Source organism: Streptomyces hundungensis (assembly GCF_003627815.1).
GTDB classification, from domain to species: Bacteria; Actinomycetota; Actinomycetes; order Streptomycetales; family Streptomycetaceae; genus Streptomyces; species Streptomyces hundungensis_A.
The window spans coordinates 7,744,582-7,764,249 of record NZ_CP032698.1 but is presented as its reverse complement, the minus strand read 5'-3'; the positions used below and the strand labels follow the sequence as shown (position 1 = coordinate 7,764,249).

Below are 19,668 nucleotides of genomic sequence, written 5' to 3'. Positions count from 1 at the left end.
TGTCGGTAGCGGCCACTCCCCCAACTCGAAGGTCACACCTACGTGCGCACGCTCACCAGACGCCTTCTGCTCCCCGGCCTGACCGCACTCGCGCTGGCCGGCACGGGCTGCTCCGCGCCGCCGCCCACCGCGGCGGCCGGGCCGGGAAGCGCGGCCACCCCCTCGTCGGCGGCCGACGGGACCCAGCAGCTCGAAGTGAACGCCGCACCCCAGGGCTCGGCGGCGCCCACACCGCTGGCCCGTACGCGCACCGGCGCGGGGCAGCCGGAGAAGTCCTCACTGAAGGTCGCCTCCTACGACAGGGCGAGCGGGCACGCCGTCATAGCCGCGGCCCCCCAAGGCCACACCGCCAAGCCGAGCCACTCCCCCGCGCCCGGCAAACCCACTGACAAGCCCGTCGCCGTGGGCGATGTCATCGCCAGCGCGCCGGCGCCCGGCGCCCCCGACGGGCTGCTCGCCAAGGTCACCGAGGTCGTGGGCAGGACGGAGCGGGGCACCGAGGTCAAGACCGCCGCCACGACACTTTCCTCGGTCCTCAAGGACGACCGGGCCAACGGCAAGGTCGCGGTCGATCCCGCCTCGGTCACCGTGGTGCCCCTGATGAAGGGCGTCACCTTCTCCTGGGCCAAGAGCCAGGGCGTACGGTTCGGACCCCAGGGCGCGAAGCTGCCGCTGGGTGATCTGCGCCTCGACGTGAACGCCGCGGTGGACACCGCGAAGGACGCCCCCGCCTCGGCGGCGGCGTCGGTCTCCGGCTTCGTCCAGCTCGCCCCCCAGGTGGAGTTCTCGTACGACGGCGCCAAGAACGGTGGGGTCGGCCCGAGTTCGGCCTTCCTGGGCATGAGCGGTGACTGGTCCTCGCGATGGGCGCTCAAGGGCCGCGCGGCCATGAGCACGGGGGCACCGCGCCGGATCCCGTTCGCCAAGTTGCACAGCGCCCCGGTCATCCAGGTGGGCCCGGTGCCGGTCGTCGTCAATCTCGACCTCACCTGTTATGTGCAGGTGGAGGCCGATGGTCAGGTCACCCTCGACGTCCAGCAGGACGTCAAGGGCGACTTCCGGGTCGGCGGCAGCTACGCGGCGGGCAAGGGCTGGGCCCCGGTCAGCGCGTCGGCCGTGCGCAGCACGCCGGTGGACGCGAAGGTCTCCGCCGCCGGAAAGGTGAAGGGAGTGCTCGGCGCCGAGGCCTCGGTCGGCCTGTACGGGGCCGTCGGCGTCACCGCGGACTTCGCCCCGTATCTGCGCGGCGAGGCCACGGCGGAGGCGGCCGCTTCCAGCGACGGCAAGGCGTCGGCGAGCGCGTCCTGGGCGGTGTACGGCGGCTTCGACCTCAGTGGCCGGCTCGACTTCCACCTCTCGGTGTTCGGCACGCCGGTGATCGAGCACCGCATTCCCCTCGGCACCCTGCACCGCGAGTGGGACCTCGCCAAGGGCCACGTCCAGCGCTAGCCGGTGCGGCGATGGGCGGACGTCCGGCGGTTGGCGGGCGTCCGAGGGTGGGCATCGGTGCGTGATGCGTGACGCCCACCTGGACGCGACGGGGTCAACTGCCTTGCTGGGAAGCCGAGTTGGTGGAACCGGCGCGGCCCTCAGACGGGGCGTACGCCCGTGTGGACCGTGGTGGCGGAGAGCAGGAAGGCGTCGGGCCGGTGCAGGATGCCGTCCGGCGCGTCGGGGTCGAGCAGCAGGTCGAGGGTCTTGACGTCTTCGGTGTCCAGCGACTCGCTCATCATCTCGCGAAGACGGATGAGCTGGGCGTGCAGGAAGGCGCGGGCGGGCGCGCCGAGTGGCGCGGGCAGGTCGAGCAGGAGCGTGAAACTGCTGACCTGGGTGAGGCCGGCACGGCGGAGCATCGCGGGCCAGTCCTCGACCAGGGCGACGCTCCCGGGCAGCTCGGCCCGCATGATCTCGAACCAGTGCTCCTGGACGGCGTCGAGCCGGGCCTGGAGCCCCGGCCTGCCGGTGCCGATGTCGCGCGGCAGGAACCGCGGGGGTAGACCGCCCTCCGCGACGGCGAGCAGGCCGCCCGGGTTCAACATCCCGGCGAGCGCGTCCAGCACCCCCTGCTGATCGCCGACGTGGTGCACGGCCTTGCTGCTCCAGATCAGGTCCGCCGTGCCGAGCCCGGCGTCCAGACCCTCGGGCAGTTCCGCATGCCGTACGGCGACCCGCGGGCCGACGCCGAGCCGCTCGGCGCGGCCCCGGGTGTGATCGAGGAGCGCGGGCGCCCCGTCCACCGCCACCACTTCGGCGTCCGTGAAGGTCTCGGCGAGTACGCAGGTCATGACGCCCGGCCCGCTGCCGATGTCGAGGACGCGCCGGACCTGTCGATCGGGGCCGAGCAGCTCGCCCAGCCTGGCCGCCGTCCGGCTCAGGACCGGGAGGTGGAGTTCACCGCTGTTCTCCAGATGGGCCGCCATGGCCTCCCAGTCGAGGTCGCCGTGCTGGTGACCGTGACCATGGCCGTGCGGGTGGGCGTGGGCGGAATCGTCGTGTGGGCTCATGCGGAGGAGCCTGCGCCCGCCGGGCGGCGGTGGCAACTTTCGTTGCCGGTTCCGGGACGGCGGGCTTTCGCCGGGTCGGCCTAGGCAGCCGGGAGCAAGGCCGCACCCCGGCTGCTCGGTGGCCGGGTCCGCGCGCGGCTCACCACGTCCGGCTGCCGCGCTCCGGCGCGGGGTCCACGGCGAGCTTCTCCTCACCGCTGCCTGCGCGGGCGGCCGCCATGTGCAGGGTGCGCAGGGCGAGCAGGAGTACGCCGATGTCGTCCAGGTAGATCGGGTCCGGAAGGAGGTCGATCGGGCTGAGGACATAGAGCAGCGCGCCCCACCAGGCGGCCTTGTGGGTCAGGGGGATGCCGGCGTCCTGGAGGAGCTTGCGGGCCCGTACCAGGCGGACCGTCAGGACGACCGCCACCACGGCCGTCGCCAGGAGGGCGATGGCCCCGAGGACCAGGCCGACTTTCACTTCGGTGCTCATCGAGCCGCCTTCCGTCACGCTGTCGCGGCGATGCTACTGAAGCCGGGTTCCGGGAGCCTCGGACTCGCTCTCCTCCGGCAGGTGGACGTCGCTGACGGCGATGTTCACCTCGACGACCTCCAGCTCCGTCATGCGCTCCACGGCCCCGATCACGTTCATCCGGATCTCGGCGGCCACCTCGGGGATGCTCACCCCGTACTCCACCACGACCTCCAGGTCGATGGCGGTCTGGCGCTCGCCGACCTCGACCTTCACCCCGCGCGTGACGGAGGCGCGGCCCGGCCGTATCGCGCCGAGCGTACGGGCGAGACCGCTGCCCAGGGAGTCGACTCCGGGCACCTCGCGGGCGGCCATCCCCGCGATCTTCTCCACGACTCCGCCGGCGATGCTGGTCCGGCCGCGGGTCGCGGGCGCTCCGCCCGCGCCGCTCCTGGCCGGCTCCAGGGTCGTACTGTCCGCGTCCGCCCGGAACTCGTCCGAGTCGGGTTTGTGCAGGGCCGAACCCATCGTCGGCCCGCTCATCGGGCTCTGGCCCATAGGGGCCCCGCTCTTGGGCGGCTGGGTCTCGGACGTGTGCGTCATGGACGTGCTCGTGGGCGGCCGGCTCATCGGCTCCGTCATGCGAAGCCACCTCCTCGGGGAGTGTGCGGCGGCCCGGACGGCCGCCGCCTCACCCTCTTCGGATACCGTGCCGCGGGCGGTTCATGCGGGTATTGGGCCGCCCGCTCCCGACAACCGCGGGCGGGGTCGGCTCAGCAACCGGGTGCGCCCTTGCCGCCGCGCTGCGGCAGGCTGAGGTTGGGGGCGCCGTCCGGCCAGGTCAGGGCGACCGTCTTGGCCGTGCCGTCGGAGCCGAGCTGGACCACGGGGGTGGGCTTGCCGGCCGGGGTGCCGTCGGCGCCGAACGACAGCCAACCGCTGGCGCCGGGCAGCATCTGGGCGCAGTAGAACTGGTGCAGGATGCCGGTCTCCAGGCCCGGGTTCTTCAGGCCGACCGCGTCGCGTCGGCCCGCGCTGATCGCGGCCACGGTCGCGTCATGGGTCAGCATCGCCTGGCCGCTGGCGAGGTCGACGGGGTCGAAGGTGAGGGGCGCCACGTCCTGGTCGGTGGTCAACGGCTGTCCGGTGCAGGGGTCGGGGCGGCCGGTGAAGGCGCTCCAGAACTGATCGTAGTTGTGCTTGGCGTCGGAGCCGGGGCACTCCTTGCCCCACTCGTCGGGGCTGGCGAGCGAGGTGTAGGCGACGGTGACCCGGCCGGAGGCGATGCCGCCCAGCACGCCCTTGTCGCGGATGGACTCCGAGGCGTCGTCACCGGCCAGGATGTGCAGCTGAGCGATCCCGCAGGGCGCGCCCTGCACCCAGTTCTCCACGAACGCGCCCAGGTCGCGGCCCCGGCCCGCGAAGTAGACGACGGAGGGGGCGGCCTGGCACAGGTTGGCGTGCATGAGGTTGAACTGCTGCACCAGATAGGCCTGGCGGCCCGATCCGGCGGGCAGATCGCTGGGCGAGGTGTACGGGAGCACGGTGACGGTGCGGCCCGGGGCCTTGAACCTGGTCTTGGCGGCCTCGGCGAGGGTCTGGGTGTAGTCGTCGCCGGTGACACTGTCCGCGACGACGGCGAGGGAGGTCACCGCGGGCCGCAGCGTGGAGACGTATTGGGTGGCCGCGGTCACCGAGTCCGAGTTGGTCGGGGAGACCCGGAACATGTCGACGATCTGCTTCTTGCCGGTGGGATCGGCCGGGTCGAGGTTCATCGAGTCACCGGTCACCGTGGATCCGATGATGGGGATGTGCAGCTGCGTGGAGATCGCCGCGGCGGCACGGCGGGTCTGGTCGGTGGACTGGCCGAGGCCGACGACGGCCGAGATGTGCTCGCTGTTCGCCTGTGCCTTCAGCTGGGCGACGGTCTGCTCCCACGAGCCGTACTGGCTGCCCATGTTGGCGAGGTACAGCTTGACGGCGGGCGTGCTGCCGTAGGCGGCGGTGTGGTTGGCCCGCCACACGGCGGCGAGGGCGCCTTCGATGTTGGGGTAGAGCGACTCGTAGGTCAGGGTGTCCACGTCGGAGACGGGTGACAGGTCCAGCATCAGGACGATGCTCGTGTACGAACCCTTCACCTCGTCGTTGGCCGACTTGACCATCTTCTCCAACTCCCGCATGCGGGTGGGTTCGTGGTCGGTGAACGGCCCGCTGTCGACGTTGACTCCGGCGCAGGCGAGGGGGCTTCCCGTCGCGGTCATGCCGGTGCCGCAGGTCAGCGACGGCGGGAAGAGGTGGTCGTAGCTCCAGCGGCCGCCGAAGACGAGGCCGGTCAGGATCACGAGCGCCGCGAGGGCCGTGAGCACGGGGTGGCGGCGCAGCCGGCCGAAGCGGGGATTGCCTACAGCAGGTGGCATGGACACTCCTTGCGGTGCGATCGGTGGGCGTGGGGGTGCCGCGCCCACCGTGGGGCTAGGCGAAGGCGGCCGCCGCCTGCTGGAGCGGACTGACGTCCAGCAGACGGGAGTTGTGCGCGAGGCGGGTGAAGCATTCCTGTATCTCGCCGTCCCAGCGCCGGGTGTGCTCGGTCAGCGGGTCGTTGTACAGCCACAGCAGCGCGAGCAGTTTCGCGGTGGCCACCGCGAAGACCGTCTGCCCGCCGTCCTCCACCCCGTCGAGCAGCGTGGCGTATGCGTCCTGCGGCGCATGGTCGTACAGCAGTCGGCAGGGCGCGGAGGCGAGGTAGTCGAGCAGGCGGATCCATGCCCGGTGGTCCTCGTCGAACCGGTCGGCGAGGGCGGCGGCGACCGGCGCGAAGCGTCCGAGGGCCAGGTCGTGGAAGAGCGCCCGCTCCACGGCCGCGCCGTCGCCGCCCGGCGTCACCGACTCGGTGAGCGCGCGGGACTGGGCCGCGAACACCTCGTGCCAGGGCGCCGGTTCGGTGGGTCGTGCGGGCGGGGCGGTGTTCAGGGCGGTGAGCGCAGAGCGGGCCAGCCAGGGGTGCAGGGTCGCGGGAACGTCGGCTTCGCCCCAGCCGATCTGGCGGATCCGGGAGGGACGGTGGGTGAAGGTGCTCACCCACAGGTGACGGCGCAGGAGTTCCAGGCTGCGCGGCAGTTCGGGGGAGAGCGCGGGCAGCCGTGGGTCATGGGCGGTGCGGACGTCGGCCAGATAGGCGGCGGCGAGCACGACCGCCGGAGTGGTGCTCCAGTGGGCGCCGGGCACGGGCAGCCCGTCGGGCAGGCCGGCCTCCAGGGCGTACGACCACAGGGGCGTGCCGTCCTCGTCGGCGGGGGCGACCATCGATACGGCGGGGCCGCGCGGGCCGGGGTGGGCGGTGAAGGGCCCGTCCAGGACCGCGGAGACGGCGCCCCGGTGGCCACCGGTGAGGCCGTGGACGACGGAGGCGGGCAGGGGGCGGGCGGGCGACGGATCGGAGCGGTCCATCGTGGAGCCGACCTGTTCCTCGGTCATCGGGTCGAGCCACACCGGATACCACCAGGCGGCCGCCGGGCCGCGTTCGGCGCCGACGGCGGCGTCGTTCTCGGCGGCCCACAGCGTCCTGGTGGCACGGGAGAGCAGCGGGACACGGCGCTGGGGCGTGCCGGGCAGCGGGGTCGAGCGCCAGGGCTCGCACCACCAGGACGTCCACTCGGACTGCCACTGCTCACAGGCGGACAGGACCAGGAGGGGGTCGGCCGCGCCCGTACCGTCCAGGTCGGCCAGTTGGTTGCGGGCGCGGGCCGCGGCGAGTTCGGCGAGGAAGCGGCGTCCGGACGGGGTCTGTGCGCCGTCGGCCAGCAGCACCCAGGCATGGTCGTGCCGGTCGCGGCGGCCGCCACGGGTGGGCAGCACGCAGGAGCAGGCGGAGCGCAGCGGGGGGTGCCGTTCGGCCTGGGCCTTGACGTCGGCGAGGAAGGCCGCCATCAGGGGGCCGACGGCCGCGGACCGGGAGGTGGAGCTGAGCCGGATGAGGGCGTCGATGGAGCGGGCGGACTCGGCCTCGGGAACGCTGATGTGCCAGCGCAGCGCGTCCCGGACGCCCCAGCGGGCGGCGCTCTGGAACAGCGAGCCGATGACGGGCTTCGCCTGCTCGCGGACGGCGGTGACCACCTCGCGCGCCGGCCCCGACACCAGCGGGCTCAGCACGCCCTGCGCGACGATGTCCATCGTGCCGGCCGCGGCGTTGCCGAGACGGTCGGCGATCCTGCCGGGCGGGGTGCTGCGCACGTACTGCTTGATGAGCTCGCGTATCTGCTCGGCGGCCCGGCCGCGGTCCGCGTCCAGGTTCTCGTTGAGGGCGAGCAGTCCGAGCCCGAAACGGTGGAACACCGGTCCGTGGCGCAGGTTGTCCCAGCCGCGCATCATCTGGAACGCGGCCAGCGCGGCGGCGGAGACCGGGTCCACCGGATTCTCCTCGAAGTCGAGCGCCGCATGGATCACGGTGCCGCCACAGGCTCGCGACACCGCGCGCAACACATCGGTCTTGCCCGACCGCCGGGGCCCCAACAGGGCCACGATCGGCTGCCGTTGTCCTGGATACCGCCACAACATGTGCCGCAGGAACGCGTCCGCGCCCTCTGCCGCGTCAAGATCCCCCACCGCGACCCCCGCCCCCGGAACCGACACGCCAAAGGCGTACCTTCCGCATCGATTGACACGGAAGGTAACACCGGATGGACGCGCCGCGACGGGTGTTCCGCACATCCGCCCACCGGATGGGCGCCCTTGGGGCAGTTGGGCGGATTCGGCAGCGGGCCCGGGCGCGCCGCCACCACCCGTGCTACTGGCGGCAGTTGGGGGTCAGTCGGCGGGGAGCGCGGTGACCGGGGCCGTGCGCAGGTGTGCCGTGCCCGAGCGGACCGCCCAGAAGAACACCCCGAACGCCAGGGCTCCCACTACGACGGAGTCGTACGGTGCGGACAGGTGGCCCGAGCCTCCGAAGGTGCCGAGCCACGAAAGGAGCGTGAGCGCCGCGAGGTGGAACACCAGCCAGGCTCCGTGGCGCAGTTCGTCGCGTGAGGAGCGGCCGTCGGTGTCGGGGCGCAGCATCAGGAACAGCGGGACGCCCACCAGCACCAGGGGCAGGGCGAGCCGCAGATGGTGCCAGCCCGACCAGAAGACGAACTCGCTGGCCACGACGAAGCTGATGGGTGCGATCCAGTGCACCCCGGCGACCTGCCCGTCGGAGGGTGGCAGTCCCCGGTCCCTGTCGTGGGCACGGAACGCGGCGGCGGCGACCGCCGAGGCCGCGTACACGATCAGATACATGTCGCCCATCACGCTCACGATGTCCTGCCAGCCGCCGAACGGCAGCATGAAGACGATGATGACCAGAAGGTTCAGCACCAGGGCGCGGCGGGCGGTACCGGAGCGCGGGTCGATCCGCATGAAGAAGCGGGGCAGCAGTCCGTTCTTGGCGAGGGCGTAGGTGTGCCGGGCGTCGATGGCGACGCCGACGTAGGCCGAGCCGCCCGGCGAGACCACCGCGTCGGCGTAGAGCAGTGTGGCGAGCCAGTGCAGATTGAGTACGAGGGCGAGCTGGCCGAAGGGCGAGTCGAAGTTCACGCCCTGCCAGCCGTGGCCGAGGAGGGAGTCGGGCACGGTGAACAGGAAGGCCAGTTGCAGGCCGAGGTAGACGAGCACCGCGAGCCCGATCCCGGTGAGCACGGCGAGCGGCACGGTGCGGCGCGGGTTGCGTGCCTCGCCGGAGAAGTCGAGGGGGGCCTGGAAGCCGTTGACGGAGTACACGATTCCGCCGCCGGCGAGCGCGGTGAGACAGGCCGCGTATCCGTAGGGCGCGAAGCCGCCGTGGTCGGTGAGGCGGCCGGAGTGGGTGCCGGAGAGGAACAGGGCGACCACGGTGAGGACCGGGATGAGGACCTTGAACAGGGACACCAGGTTGTTGAGCCGGGCGAAGGCGCGCACCGCGAACCAGTTCAGGGCCGTCAGGAGCACGCTCAGTCCGCTCGCCACGGCGAGGCCGGAGCCGGTGAGGCGGCCGTTGTCATAGAGGCCGGGCAGATAGTGCGCGGCGTACTGCATGATCGCGCTGATCTCAGCCGCGGTGCCGCCGACCGACAGGAGCACCGACCAGCCGACGACGGTTCCGACCAGGCGTCCGCTGGCGTACAGCGGCCACCGCACGGTGCCGCCGCCTTCCGGGCGGGTCGCCCCGAGTTCGACCATCACCAGGGCCACCAGCGCGCACAGCACTCCCGCGCCGACCCAGGACAGCAGGGCGGCGGGTCCCGCGGTCTGGGCCGCGAACATGGCGGCGAACAGCCAGCCGGAGCCGAGGATGTTGGAGAAGCCGATCGCGGTCAGGCTCCAGAAGCCGAGTTCCTTGCGGAGCCGCCGCTCCTCGCCGAGCACCGTCAGGATCTCGGGGGTCTCCCCCGGCTGGGTCGGCCGCACGCGCGCCCGCCTCCTCGTATGACTTGGGACAGGAGTGCCCAGGGTGTCACGCCCGGCGCCGTGCGTCGCCGAGGAGGGGGGCCGAGTTCCGGCCCGTCGCGTATGCGGCTACCAGGTCTCGATGGCGAAGGTGACGCCCGCGGTGTCCGTCTGGAGGCTCACTTTCACATCGCCGCTGGTGATGTCCACGTCGACGGCGCCACTCGCGGCCTGTACCTGTACGGCCCTGATGTCGCGCCAGCCGGTGCCGTTGTGCAGGGCGACGCGGACCGAGCCGGTCGCCGGGACGTCGGTGATCTGGTCCATGCCGAGGTGCAGCCTGCGGCTGTAGCTGTCCCAGGCGGTGCCGTGCGGCAGCAGGACGACGGTGGGCTGCGCGCCCGGGTCGACGTGGCCGATGATCCATTGGGGCATGTCGGTCTCCTGAGGCGGTGAGGAGTGGAACGAGAGCGCCCACCTGCGCAGTTCACTGATGCCGGCGAGGTGGCAGTAGTCGCGGTCGAGGCCGTTGGACTCGCCGTACTGGTGGAACATCCAGGGCGCCCGGATGCCGGGGTCCCCGGCCGCGCGACCGGCCGTGGCGATCCACAGGAAGTCGGCGCAGTAGCCGTCCTGGTCGACGTTCCACCAGTAGTCGAGATTGGCGTACATGCCGACGGGGTGGTGCGGCAGACGCCCCTTGACATACCTCAACCAGGCGTTCTTATAAGCGCGTTGGGTCGATTTGGCGACGCGGGAGTTCGTCGCGTCGTAACCCTCCCAGTCCAGGATCACCACGTCGCCGGGCCGCCAGTCCACCTGGTCGATGAAGTGGTCGGCCTCCGCCTGGGGGCTGTTGTTCATGTTGGGGTAGTGGTAGCCGCCCCACACCAGGCCGTTGGCCTTGGCGTGGTCGCGCTGTGACACCCAGCGCGGGTTGATGTACGAGACTCCTTCGGTGACCTTCACGAAGGCGAAGGACAGACCGCTCGTGTCCGGTGTCGACGACTGGTACGACGCCCAGTCCTGCCCGTAGATCCCCATGAGAATCCCTCCGCGAGCGGGGCGGAACCACCTCTTCCTCCCCGTTGCTTGCCCGCGATGGAGCGCGCCGACTCCCTTGTCGGCGTGTCGCGGCACGCCTTTCGCCCGGCACGCGCGAGGGCCGCCGACAACCGTCGGCGGCCCTGTCCCTGCGGGAGTTGCGGGGGTTGCGGGTGTTACGGGGTGAGGCTCGCGCGCCTCCTGCGGCGGTGCACGGCGAGGGCGACACCCGCGCCGCCCACCGCCAGCACACCGGCGGCGATGCCGGTCGGAAGGAGCATGGAGGAGGAGCCGCTCTCCGCGAGGGCCTCTTGTCCCGTCCGGGGCTCGGGGTGGTTGCCGGAGCCGCCCGTGGTGGTCGCGGGGCCGGACCCGGCGGCCGGTGGCGCCGGGTGCTCGGGGATGTCCTTGACGGACTTGACCGATCCGTCCGCGTTGAGCAGCACCTGCTTGCCGTTGGGGTGCTGGAAGTCGAAGGCCGCGGTCAGTGGGTTGGCCCGGGCGTCGAAGGAGGCGTCGCCGATCCGGCCGGTGTGCCAGTTGTCCTCGATGAAGCGGGTGATGGACGCCTGCTCGGTCAGGGTGTGGTCGACCGCGTTGACCTTGCTGTACGGCGAGATGACCAGGAGGGGCTGGCGGGTGCCGGGGCCGCAGCGGTCGGCGTAACCTCCGGCGGCGGCCGGCCCGGCCTGACAGGCGGGGCTGTCGGCGGGCTTGCCGTTGGAGCCCGGCTTGGTGTCCTTGGAGCCGTTCCGCGGCTTGGCGTACGCGTGGTCGTACCAGCCGTCGGAGTCGTCGTAGGCGATGAGGACCGCGGTGTCCTTCCACTGCGGCGACTGCTGGATCTTGTTGATCCGCTCGATCAGATAGTGCTGTTCGTCGAGGGGGTCGGAGTAGGCGGCGTGGCCGTCCTGGTAGGCCGGGGCCTTCAGGAAGCTCACCGCGGGCAGGTTGCCCGTCGCGAGGGCGGCGTCGAAGTCGCTGAGGTCGTAGTTGTGGTTGGCCTGCCCGTCGTGGCCGATCTCGGCGGCGTTCTTCGGCGGCAGGTGGTGGGGGTTGGAGGTCGACTCGTAGTACTGGAAGGGCGAGTGGTGCGGGCTGTAGTCCACCACCGCGGCGTCCCCCACGTTGGCGTGGGTTGTTCCCGCGCACTTCGCGTAGTGGCCCTGCTTGCCGTCCCAGGCGGTGCTGGGCCGGAAGCCGCCCTGGAACCAGCCCCAGGACACGTCCCGCCGGTTGAGCAGGTCTCCGATGTTGCGGCCCTGGAGCGCGGCGAGCGGGCTCGAGCCGCTGTGGTCGTCGCCCGAGCAGTCGTCGTAGGCCGGGTCGGGGTCGTTGACGAGGGTGCCGACGCCCTTGGCGTCGGGAGAGACCACGGTGTACGGGTCGGGCGTCGCGGTCTGCTCGGGGTGCTCGGTGCCGGAGGCGGGATCGGTGGAGATCACCCCGTGGGTCTGCGCGGAGATCAGGTTGATGGCACCGGGCGTGGAGGGGCCGTAGGTGGTGCTGAAGGAGTTGTCGCCCAGGGTGTAGTGCTGGGCGTAGTTCCACATCGCGGTGACGGTGTTGCCGTCGTAGTAGTCCATGACGAGGCCGGGCTCGCCGAACAGGTTGCCGGAGCACTTGCCCGAGTCGGTGTTCTGCACGTACAGATCGGCCCTGCCCCCGTTGGCGGCGTACTGCTCGGGGCCGTAGCCGTGGTTCTGGTCGCAGGTCATGGCCTGCTCGGGGGTGAGCCGCTTGGGCAGGTACTGGTTGGGGTTCTTCGTCAACAGCCCTGCGTGGCTCAGGGTGTTGATGTCCTTCGGGGTGTGCTTGTCCGCGGTGAACCTGGTGCCGTCGGTGTTGGCGGCCACCGGGTAGGTGCCGAAGTAGTGGTCGAAGGAGACGTTCTCCTGGAAGAGCACCACCAGATGCTTGATCGGGGTGGCCGTCCGGCCGTCGGGGTGGTCCGCCGCGGCCGCGGTCGGGGCCGTGCCGCTCAGCAGGCCGAGCGCCGCCGCCCCGGCGAACACCCCCCACCGTCCGGCCCGGCGCCCCGAACCCACCGCGTTGCCTTTGCTGCCCATGCTCCGCGTGCCTCCACTGGCGTCCGGCGTCCGGCCACCGTCGTGATGTCGTTGACGAAACGCGATCCTTCGCGCGGACCACTACACCGCGCCCGCGCCACGGTGTCCCGCCGGTGAGCAGCCCGTCGGGGAGATCAGGCCAAAACTTGACCCTCCGTTGAGGCTGTTGGGCGCGGTGGGACGGCGTCAGAGGAGCAGAGTACGGCCGAGCCAGTCGGAACGGTCCCGTACACCGGGCAGAGCGAAGAAATACCCTCCGCCGAACGGCTTGATGTAGTCGGCGAGCGGCTCACCCGCCAGGCGTTTCTGTACGGCCTCGAACTGGCGGGCCAGGTCCTGTTGGTAGCAGCAGAACATCAGGCCCAAGTCGAGGTCGCCGTTGGTGTCCGTGCCGCGGTCGTAGTTGTAGCCCCGGCGCAGTATCCGCCGGCTCTCGCTCGTTGCCGACCGGGGGTTGGCCAGCCGGATGTGACTGTCCAGCGGAATCACCTCGCCCTTGGGGTCCCGCGCGAATTTCGGGGTGTCGAATTCGCCGACACCGTCCAGCGGCGCGCCGGTGTCCCGGGCGCGGCCGATCATCCGCTCCTGCTCGCCGAGTGAGACCCGGTCCCAGAACTCCACCAGCATGCGGATCAGCCGCACCACCAGATAGCTCCCGCCGGCCGTCCACGCGGGCTCGGCTCCCCCCTGCCCCACCCACACCAGCCGGTCCATCGCGGCCCGGTCGCCGGTGTCCGGGTTGGCGGTGCCGTCCTTGAACCCCAGGTGGTTACGGGGAGTTCCGCTCGGCCGCGGCGGGCTGGTGAAGCCGTCCATGCGCCAGCGGACCTGCATCCCACCCCGGGTGTGACGGGCGATGTCGCGCAGGGCGTGCAGGACCACGTCCGGGCTGTCCGCGCACAGTTGCAGACTCAGGTCGCCGTGGCACCAAGCGGGGTCGAGGTCGTCGTCGGGGAAGGCCGGCATCGAGGTGAGCCGGGCCGGCTTGCGGCCCGCCAGCCCGAACCGGTCGTCGAAGAGGGCGGCGCCGACCCCGGCCGTGATGGTCACGCCGCCCGTGGGCCCCTGCGGTCCGAGCACCCCGGAGTCGCTGGGCGGCGCGGTGATCCCCACCGGGGCGGGTGTGCCGCCGACGGCCAGGAAGCGGGCCCGTTCCGTGAGGGTGCGCAGGAGCTCGGTGAGCTCCCTGCGGTCGGCGGCGGTCACGTCGAAGGACAGCAACGCCGTTGTCCGGCAAGGGGGTTGGAGGATCGCGGCCTGGTGGGTTCCGTGGAAGTCGGGCGGCGCCGTGGCGCTCGCCGTGTTCTCGGGCCGGGCCGGGCGGGGGATCGCGCCGGACAGCGCGGCACCGGTGACCGCCGTTCCCACCCCGGCCGCGGCGCCGCGCAGAAGGCCCCGCCGTCCGACCTCGCTCATGCCGTCCTCCGTGCGTCACAGATCGTCGCCACGGGGGCGAGGAGTTCCACCGCCTGCCCGATGTCGCTGTTGAGGCGCTGCCGGTCCTGGCGGCCGAGGCGTTCCAGCGGTGTCCAGTGACCGCCCTCGCCGAAGCGGTCCAGGGTGTGCTGGGTACGGTCGAGCCAGGCATCCAGGCGCGGCAGGTCCGGGTAGCGGCTGGTGAGCAACGGCCTTAGTCCGCCGAGGAGTTCGCGGGTGCCGTCGAGGTTGGCGCGGGCGGTGGCCAGGTTGGTTCCGCTGCCGTAGTCGGTGCGGCCGGTGAGCTCCGAGCGGGCGGTGTCCTCCAGGATCTCGTGGGCGCGCAGGCCCAGTTGTGCCGGGTCGAGGCGTTGCTGCGGCCAGCTGTCGCGCAGGGCGTGCACGGCCTGGGCCAGCCGGTCGGCGGGCCCGCGCAGTGAGGCCGCCGACTCCCCGTGCCACAAGCCGTACTCGACGCGGTGGAAGCCCTCGAAGTCCTTGGCGGAGGCGGCGCCGGAAGGGGCGGGGCCGGAGCCGTCGATGGCCTCACCGGCGGCGCCGAACGCGTCGTAGGCGCCGCCCATGCGCGCGTAGACCAGGTGCGCGGACAGCCAGGCGGTGCGTGCCGCGTCGAGGTCGCCGTCGTCCACGGCACGCTTCAACTCAGCGGTCAGCTCGGCGAGTTCGACCGTCCTGTCCGCGACCCAGCGCTGGTGGGCGAGGGCCACCGGGATGAGGTCGTGCTGGGTCACCGGGACCGCGGCGGGGCCGCCCCCGGTGGCGGGGCCCTCGATGCGCACGGTGGGGCCGGTGATCGCCGCGGCGTCGTCCGGGAGGCAGGTGAAGGCGTAGGAGCCACCGCCGAGGACCACCCGCAGCTCGCGGGTGGTGCCGGGCGCGAGGCCCTCGATCTCGCCGTGGACGGCGCCGGTCGCCCGGTCGATGAGATCGACCTCGGCCGCGGTGGAGGACGTGTTGTGCAGCGCGAAGGTCTGGGGGCCCGCACTCCCGCCGCGCCAGCCCTTGCCGCAGGCGCCGAGGGACACCTCGACCGCCGTGGGGCCCTTGGCCGAGCCGTCCTTGGCGCCGTCACCCGTGGAACGGGAGGAGTCGAAGGAGCCGAAGGCCCACAGGGTTCCGCCCGTCGCGACGGCGACAGCGACGGTGACAGCGACCACCACGACCGGCGCGGCGGCGAGGCGACGGCCGCCGATCACCGGCCAGGCCCTGGGGGTTCGCACCCCGGGACGCTCCTCGGGCGCGCCGGGTTCCGGACCCGGGTCGGGGTCGCTCATCACGGCACTCCGTTCGTGTCGGCAGCGGGAGGACGACGCCGCTCATGCTAGGCACCCCGCGGGGCCGGAACGCGCCCGTGATGGGCGCGCGTCCGGTTTTCTCCCCGCGCTCGCCGACACGTCACCGACCGGCCCGGAAGGTCGGCCGGCGCAGCCTACGCCGAGTCGCCGCCGACCCGGATCACGATCTTGCCGTGGGCGTGACCCGTCTGGCTCAGTTCGAAGGCCTCCGCGAGCCGCTCCAGGGGGAAGGTCTCGGCGACCGGGACCTTGAGCCCACCGGAGTCGGCGAGCGCGGCCAGCTCGTCGAGTCCGGGGCCGTCGGGGCGCACCCACATCCACTGGCCGCCGGCCTCCATGACGGAAGGGTCGGCGATCGAGGCGTGGCGGCCCCCTTCGCGCAGGACCGCCCGGGTGGTGTCGAGCACGCCACCGACGTAGTCCACGACGACGTCCACGCCGTCCGGGGCCAGCGCCCGGATGCGGTCGGCGGCGCCGTCGCCGTACGTCACCGGCTCGGCCCCGAGCTCCCGCAGCCGGTCGTGGTTGCGCTCGGAGGCGGTTCCGATGACCCGGGCGCCCAGGGCCCGGGCGATCTGTACGCCGAACGTGCCGACGCCCCCGGCGGCGCCGTGCACGAGCACCGTGTCGCCCTCGGAGGTGCCGAGCCGCGTCAGGGTCTGTCGCGCGGTGAGCCCGGCCAGCGGGACGCCCGCGGCCTCCTCCCAGTTCAGGGACTTGGGCTTGCGGGCCAGCGCCCGTACGGGAACGGTGACGTACTCCGCGAAGGTGCCGCCGTGCACATAGTCCTTGCGGGCGTACGCGTAGACCTCGTCGCCCGCCTTCCACTCGGGGGTGTCGATGCCGACGCGCTCCACGACACCGGCGACGTCCCAGCCGGGGACCACGGGGAAGACCGTGTCCATCATGCCGTCCAGGCCCCCGGACATGATCTTCCAGTCGACCGGGTTGACGGCCGCGCAGCGCACCCGCACGAGCACTTCGCCGGGCCCGACCTTGGGCATCGGCTGCTCGGTCGCGCTGAGGACCGAGTTGTCCCCGTAGGAGGAGTACGTCATGGCCTTCATGGTGGTCTTCTCGGATGCTGCGGAGCTGGTGGGCATCGCGTGCTCTCCCGGTGTCGAGGTGGCGGGGTTCGGTCGGACGGTGACCGCCTACCCCGGTTTCTCCGATTCTGGTGCGCGCCGCGCGGGTCCGCTTCCCGGGCGGGCGCTGCGGCCCGTCCGGGAAGCGGCCGCGGGGTGGCTCAGGCCGCGTAGACGTCCTCCACGTAGCGGCCCTCGGCGGTGAGGCGGTTCAGCCAGTTCTCGGCCTTCTCGGCGCCGGCCCCGGTGCGCCGCGCGTACAGCGCGCGCAGGGCGTCCCGTACCCCCGGTGCCATGCGGTTGCCGTCGCCGCACACGAGGATCCGGGCGCCCGCCTCGATGAGCGGCCAGATGTCGTCCGCGTCGGCGGTGATGCGGTGCTGTACGAAACGGCCGTCGCCCTCGGCCGGCGCGCTGAAGGCGGGCCGCAGCGAGAGGACTCCGGCCCGTTCCGCGGCGTGCAGTTCCTCGGCGTGCAGGAAGTCGGCGTCCGGTGCGTCGCAGCCGAAGAAGAGGACGGCCGGGGCGGGCCGCGGCACGCTCAGACGGTCGGCCACGGCGCCGCGGAAGGGAGCGAGGCCCGTCCCCGCGGCGATCATGATGACGGGTTCGGCCGCGTCGGGCGCGATGCGGAAGGCCTCCCGGCACGGCTGGATCCGGGCGAGGACGGTGTCGCCGGCCCGCAGGGCGTGCAGATGGCCGGAGCCGGTGCCTCCGGGGTTGAGCGAGACCATCAGGTCGACGTGGCGAGGGTCGCGGGCGGGCGAGGAGGACACGGAGTACTGGCGCGGCCGGAGCGGCGGAAGGAGCTCCAGCAGGGTGGGCCAGTCGAGTGCGCCGCGCAGCGCGGGGTGGTCCTCGATGAGGGTGATCAGGGGGCGCGGGTCGTCGGACGGGAGGTGTTCGAGGGCGGCACGCTCGGGCGGGCAGGGGTTGTGCGCGGCGAGCAGGGCGATCTGTCCAGGGGTCGGCCGGCCGCCCAACTCGACGTGTTGCGTGAGGAGTTCGCGTATGGACAGCGGACGGTCGACCGGCAGCGCGGCGGGGGTGGCGCCCGGGGCGTGAATGCTCAGGACGGTGTCGGGGTCCACGCCGAGGGCCGCGGCGGCCCGGGCGACGAGCGCGGGGGCGTTGACGGGCAGCACGGTGAGGTGGTCGGCGGTGCGGTAGTCGACGCCGTCGGGCAGGGCCAGGCGGACGAAGCGCTTGGGTCGCGGGTGGCCGGGCGCCGTCAGGTCGCGGGTCTCGGTGACGGTCATCTCGGTGAGGCCGTGCCGGGCGGCGAGCGCCTCCCGAGGCCCGCCGGTGATCTCGGTGACGGTGTACGCGGCCGCGACGGGCGGCGTGGAGGCGCCGACGGTCTCGGGGTCTCCGTACCGTTCGAGGAGGGCGACCCGTAGCGCATCGGTGAACTCCCTTACCGCGCCCATGAGTTCCCCGGATGCGTCGGCCTCGACGCGGGGCAGCAGCCGGTCGCCGCCGAGGGCGCCGAGACGCTCGTCGATGAGGGTGGGCACCCGCTGGTAGGTGGCGGCCCAGTTGCGGTCGCCCACGCCGAGCACGGCGAACGGCACACCGTCGGCGGCGCCCGGTTCCGCGCCCTCGATCCAGCGGACGAATCGCGCGGCGTCGTCGGTGGGCTGTCCGTTGTAGGAGGCCGCGACGATGACGACGGGCCGGTCCTTGGGCAGGGCGTCCGCGTGGGCGTCCAGCGGTGCGATGTGGGTGGCGACACCGAGGGCGGCGGCTTCGGCGGCCAGCCCTTCGGCGAATTCCCGGCAGGTGCCGTAGTTCGTGCCGTGCAGCAGGAGCAGACCGGTGCCCTGCCGTACGCGGGAGGGCAGTTCGGGTGTGGACCGGGCGACCCCGGCGGCCGGGGCGGTTGCCGCGCCGGGCAGCGCGGACCGGGTGCGGGCGCGGTCGGCGGGGGTGCGCGGGATCAGCGAGAGGGTGAAGCCCTCGGGCTTGAGCGTGAGGGTCTCCTTGATCCGCAGACGGTAGTCACCGGAGTCGACGAAGCGGTAGCGGTGCGCGAGCAGCGCGAGGAGCATCGTCGCCTCGTGGAGCGCGAACTGCCTCCCGATGCAGGCGCGTTCACCCGTCCCGAACGGTTTGTACGCGTGCGGCGAGCGGTCCGCCTCCGCCTCGGGAGCGAACCGTGCGGGGTCGAACAGCTCCGGGTTGTCGCCCCAGGCCGGGTCGCGGTGCAGCATCGGGGTGAGCACGGTGACGAGGTCGCCGGCGCGCAGCGGGACGCGGCCGCCCAGCACGGTGTCCTGACGGGCCTGCCGGGTGAAGGCGGCCGCCGTGGGCCAAAGGCGCAGCGTCTCGCTCAGCACCTGGCGGGTGAAGCGCAGCTTGCCGATGTCCTCGAAGGTGGGCTCGGGGTCGGGTTCGTCGCCCCACAGCCCATCGGTCTCGCGCTGGACCAGTCGCAGCGCGGTCGGGTCCTTGAGCAAGTGGTACAGCGCGAAGGACAGGGTGCCGGAGGTGGTCTCGTGGCCGGCGATGAGGAAGGTGATGACCTGGTTGCGGATGTTGGCCGCGTCCAGGGTGGTGCCGTCCCCGGGGTGCGCGGCGCCCAGCATCAGGCCGAGCAGGTCGTCGACGGAGGTGTCGCCGCTCGCCGTGCGGGCGGCGACGACCTCGTCGACCACGGAGGCCAGATACGCCGAGTCCCGCTCGAACTCCCGGTCCTCCTCGCTGTGGTCGGCGCCCGAAGCGCGGCCGAGCCGCTTCATGCTCCACTCCAGACAGCGCACCATCGCCTCGACGAAGGGGTGGGGCGTGACGCGCCCGAAGGAGTCGAAGTCGAACCCGAAGCCCGCCAGACCGATGGTGTCCAGGGTCATCCGTGTCATGTCGTCGGCGACGTCCACGGCGGCGCCGCGCTCCGCCCGGCGGTCCCAGCTGTCGATGACGCGGCGGGCGACCCGCAGCATCGCCGGGTGATAGGTGCGCATCGAGCCGAGAGCGAAGGCGGGCATGAGGATGTCGTGCGCCTTGGCCCAGTTCGGCTCGTCGTTGTAGGCGGTGAACAGGCCGTCGCCCGCGAACTCGCGCACATGATCCAGGACCTTGGAGATGCCCTTGGCGAAGCGGTTCTCGTCGGCGAGTTCGGTGACGAGGTCGAGCGAGCTGACGAAGAGGTGCTGGTGTTCGTTGAGGCGGCGCCGGTAGATCGGCCCGTGCACGCGGGCCAGTTCCATGGCCTGCTGGATGGGCGTCTCGGTGAGGCCTCCCGCCGAGATGTCCACGAGGGGGACGGTGTCGTCGGTGGCCGGGTGGGGCGGCGTGGGGATCAGGATCGTGTCCGTCATGGCTCAAGCCTCACCCTCCCGGTGTGCCTCCTCCGGGCCCGCGACTGCATGATTGTGCAGTGGTTTC

At 72.4% G+C, this 19,668-nt stretch carries 13 protein-coding genes; 1 reads left to right on the top strand and 12 read right to left on the bottom strand.

The annotated features are described in order from the left end of the window. Positions 1-42: 42 nt before the first annotated feature. Positions 43-1,449, top strand: coding sequence for a hypothetical protein (locus tag DWB77_RS34470; protein WP_120726322.1), 1,407 nt, complete (start codon positions 43-45; stop codon positions 1,447-1,449). A gap of 140 nt (positions 1,450-1,589) precedes the next feature. Here the strand turns inward: DWB77_RS34470 and DWB77_RS34465 are convergent, their stop codons facing one another. The 12 genes from DWB77_RS34465 to DWB77_RS34410 form a co-directional block, all read right to left on the bottom strand. After that, positions 1,590-2,504, bottom strand: a complete 915-nt coding sequence (locus DWB77_RS34465; protein ID WP_120726320.1) for a class I SAM-dependent methyltransferase — start codon at positions 2,502-2,504, stop codon at positions 1,590-1,592. A gap of 139 nt (positions 2,505-2,643) precedes the next feature. Beyond that, the gene (locus DWB77_RS34460) at positions 2,644-2,976 is read right to left on the bottom strand and encodes a YkvA family protein (RefSeq protein ID WP_120726318.1); all 333 of its coding nucleotides are present in this window, start codon (positions 2,974-2,976) and stop codon (positions 2,644-2,646) included. Between the two features lie 33 nt (positions 2,977-3,009). Further along, on the bottom strand, positions 3,010-3,483 hold the full coding sequence (locus DWB77_RS34455) for an Asp23/Gls24 family envelope stress response protein (protein ID WP_120726316.1): 474 nt from the start codon (positions 3,481-3,483) through the stop codon (positions 3,010-3,012). Between the two features lie 245 nt (positions 3,484-3,728). Then, positions 3,729-5,372: an ABC transporter substrate-binding protein gene (locus tag DWB77_RS34450; protein ID WP_120726315.1), complete on the bottom strand. Its 1,644-nt coding sequence runs from the start codon at positions 5,370-5,372 to the stop codon at positions 3,729-3,731. Positions 5,373-5,427: 55 nt separating this feature from the next. After that, positions 5,428-7,584 (bottom strand): ATP-binding protein, encoded by a 2,157-nt coding sequence (locus DWB77_RS34445; RefSeq protein ID WP_120726313.1) that lies wholly within the window; start codon positions 7,582-7,584, stop codon positions 5,428-5,430. 174 nt (positions 7,585-7,758) lie between these two features. Beyond that, a complete protein-coding gene (locus DWB77_RS34440; protein WP_120726311.1) occupies positions 7,759-9,372 on the bottom strand; it encodes an APC family permease in 1,614 nt (537 codons plus the stop codon). A gap of 108 nt (positions 9,373-9,480) precedes the next feature. Beyond that, a complete protein-coding gene (locus tag DWB77_RS34435; RefSeq protein WP_120726309.1) occupies positions 9,481-10,395 on the bottom strand; it encodes a glycoside hydrolase family 25 protein in 915 nt (304 codons plus the stop codon). Positions 10,396-10,571: 176 nt separating this feature from the next. Continuing rightward, positions 10,572-12,464, bottom strand: coding sequence for a phospholipase C (locus DWB77_RS34430; protein ID WP_120726308.1), 1,893 nt, complete (start codon positions 12,462-12,464; stop codon positions 10,572-10,574). Between the two features lie 186 nt (positions 12,465-12,650). Beyond that, positions 12,651-13,880 carry an iron uptake transporter deferrochelatase/peroxidase subunit gene (efeB, locus tag DWB77_RS34425; protein ID WP_120726306.1) on the bottom strand — a complete coding sequence of 410 codons (1,230 nt, stop codon included), beginning with the start codon at positions 13,878-13,880 and terminating at the stop codon, positions 12,651-12,653. Further along, positions 13,877-15,175: an EfeM/EfeO family lipoprotein gene (locus DWB77_RS34420; RefSeq protein WP_120726304.1), complete on the bottom strand. Its 1,299-nt coding sequence runs from the start codon at positions 15,173-15,175 to the stop codon at positions 13,877-13,879. The genes efeB and DWB77_RS34420 overlap by 4 nt, the downstream gene beginning before the upstream one ends. Before the next feature lie 155 nt (positions 15,176-15,330). After that, entirely contained in the window at positions 15,331-16,263 is a 933-nt protein-coding gene (locus tag DWB77_RS34415) for an NADP-dependent oxidoreductase (protein ID WP_120728578.1), read from the bottom strand. Positions 16,264-16,442: 179 nt separating this feature from the next. Then, positions 16,443-19,601 carry a cytochrome P450 gene (locus tag DWB77_RS34410; RefSeq protein WP_120726302.1) on the bottom strand — a complete coding sequence of 1,053 codons (3,159 nt, stop codon included), beginning with the start codon at positions 19,599-19,601 and terminating at the stop codon, positions 16,443-16,445. Positions 19,602-19,668: the final 67 nt, after the last annotated feature.

Excerpts from the sequence above, each read along its gene's own strand:
- DWB77_RS34465 (WP_120726320.1), bottom strand. The coding sequence starts at position 2,504 with ATGAGCCCACACGACGATTCCGCCCACGCCCACCCGCACGGCCATGGT.
- DWB77_RS34460 (WP_120726318.1), bottom strand. The coding sequence starts at position 2,976 with ATGAGCACCGAAGTGAAAGTCGGCCTGGTCCTCGGGGCCATCGCCCTC.
- DWB77_RS34455 (WP_120726316.1), bottom strand. The coding sequence starts at position 3,483 with ATGGGTTCGGCCCTGCACAAACCCGACTCGGACGAGTTCCGGGCGGAC.
- DWB77_RS34450 (WP_120726315.1), bottom strand. The coding sequence starts at position 5,372 with ATGCCACCTGCTGTAGGCAATCCCCGCTTCGGCCGGCTGCGCCGCCAC.
- DWB77_RS34435 (WP_120726309.1), bottom strand. The coding sequence starts at position 10,395 with ATGGGGATCTACGGGCAGGACTGGGCGTCGTACCAGTCGTCGACACCG.
- DWB77_RS34430 (WP_120726308.1), bottom strand. The coding sequence starts at position 12,464 with ATGGGCAGCAAAGGCAACGCGGTGGGTTCGGGGCGCCGGGCCGGACGG.
- efeB (WP_120726306.1), bottom strand. The coding sequence starts at position 13,880 with ATGAGCGAGGTCGGACGGCGGGGCCTTCTGCGCGGCGCCGCGGCCGGG.
- DWB77_RS34420 (WP_120726304.1), bottom strand. The coding sequence starts at position 15,175 with ATGAGCGACCCCGACCCGGGTCCGGAACCCGGCGCGCCCGAGGAGCGT.
- DWB77_RS34415 (WP_120728578.1), bottom strand. The coding sequence starts at position 16,263 with ATGAAGGCCATGACGTACTCCTCCTACGGGGACAACTCGGTCCTCAGC.
- DWB77_RS34410 (WP_120726302.1), bottom strand. The coding sequence starts at position 19,601 with ATGACGGACACGATCCTGATCCCCACGCCGCCCCACCCGGCCACCGAC.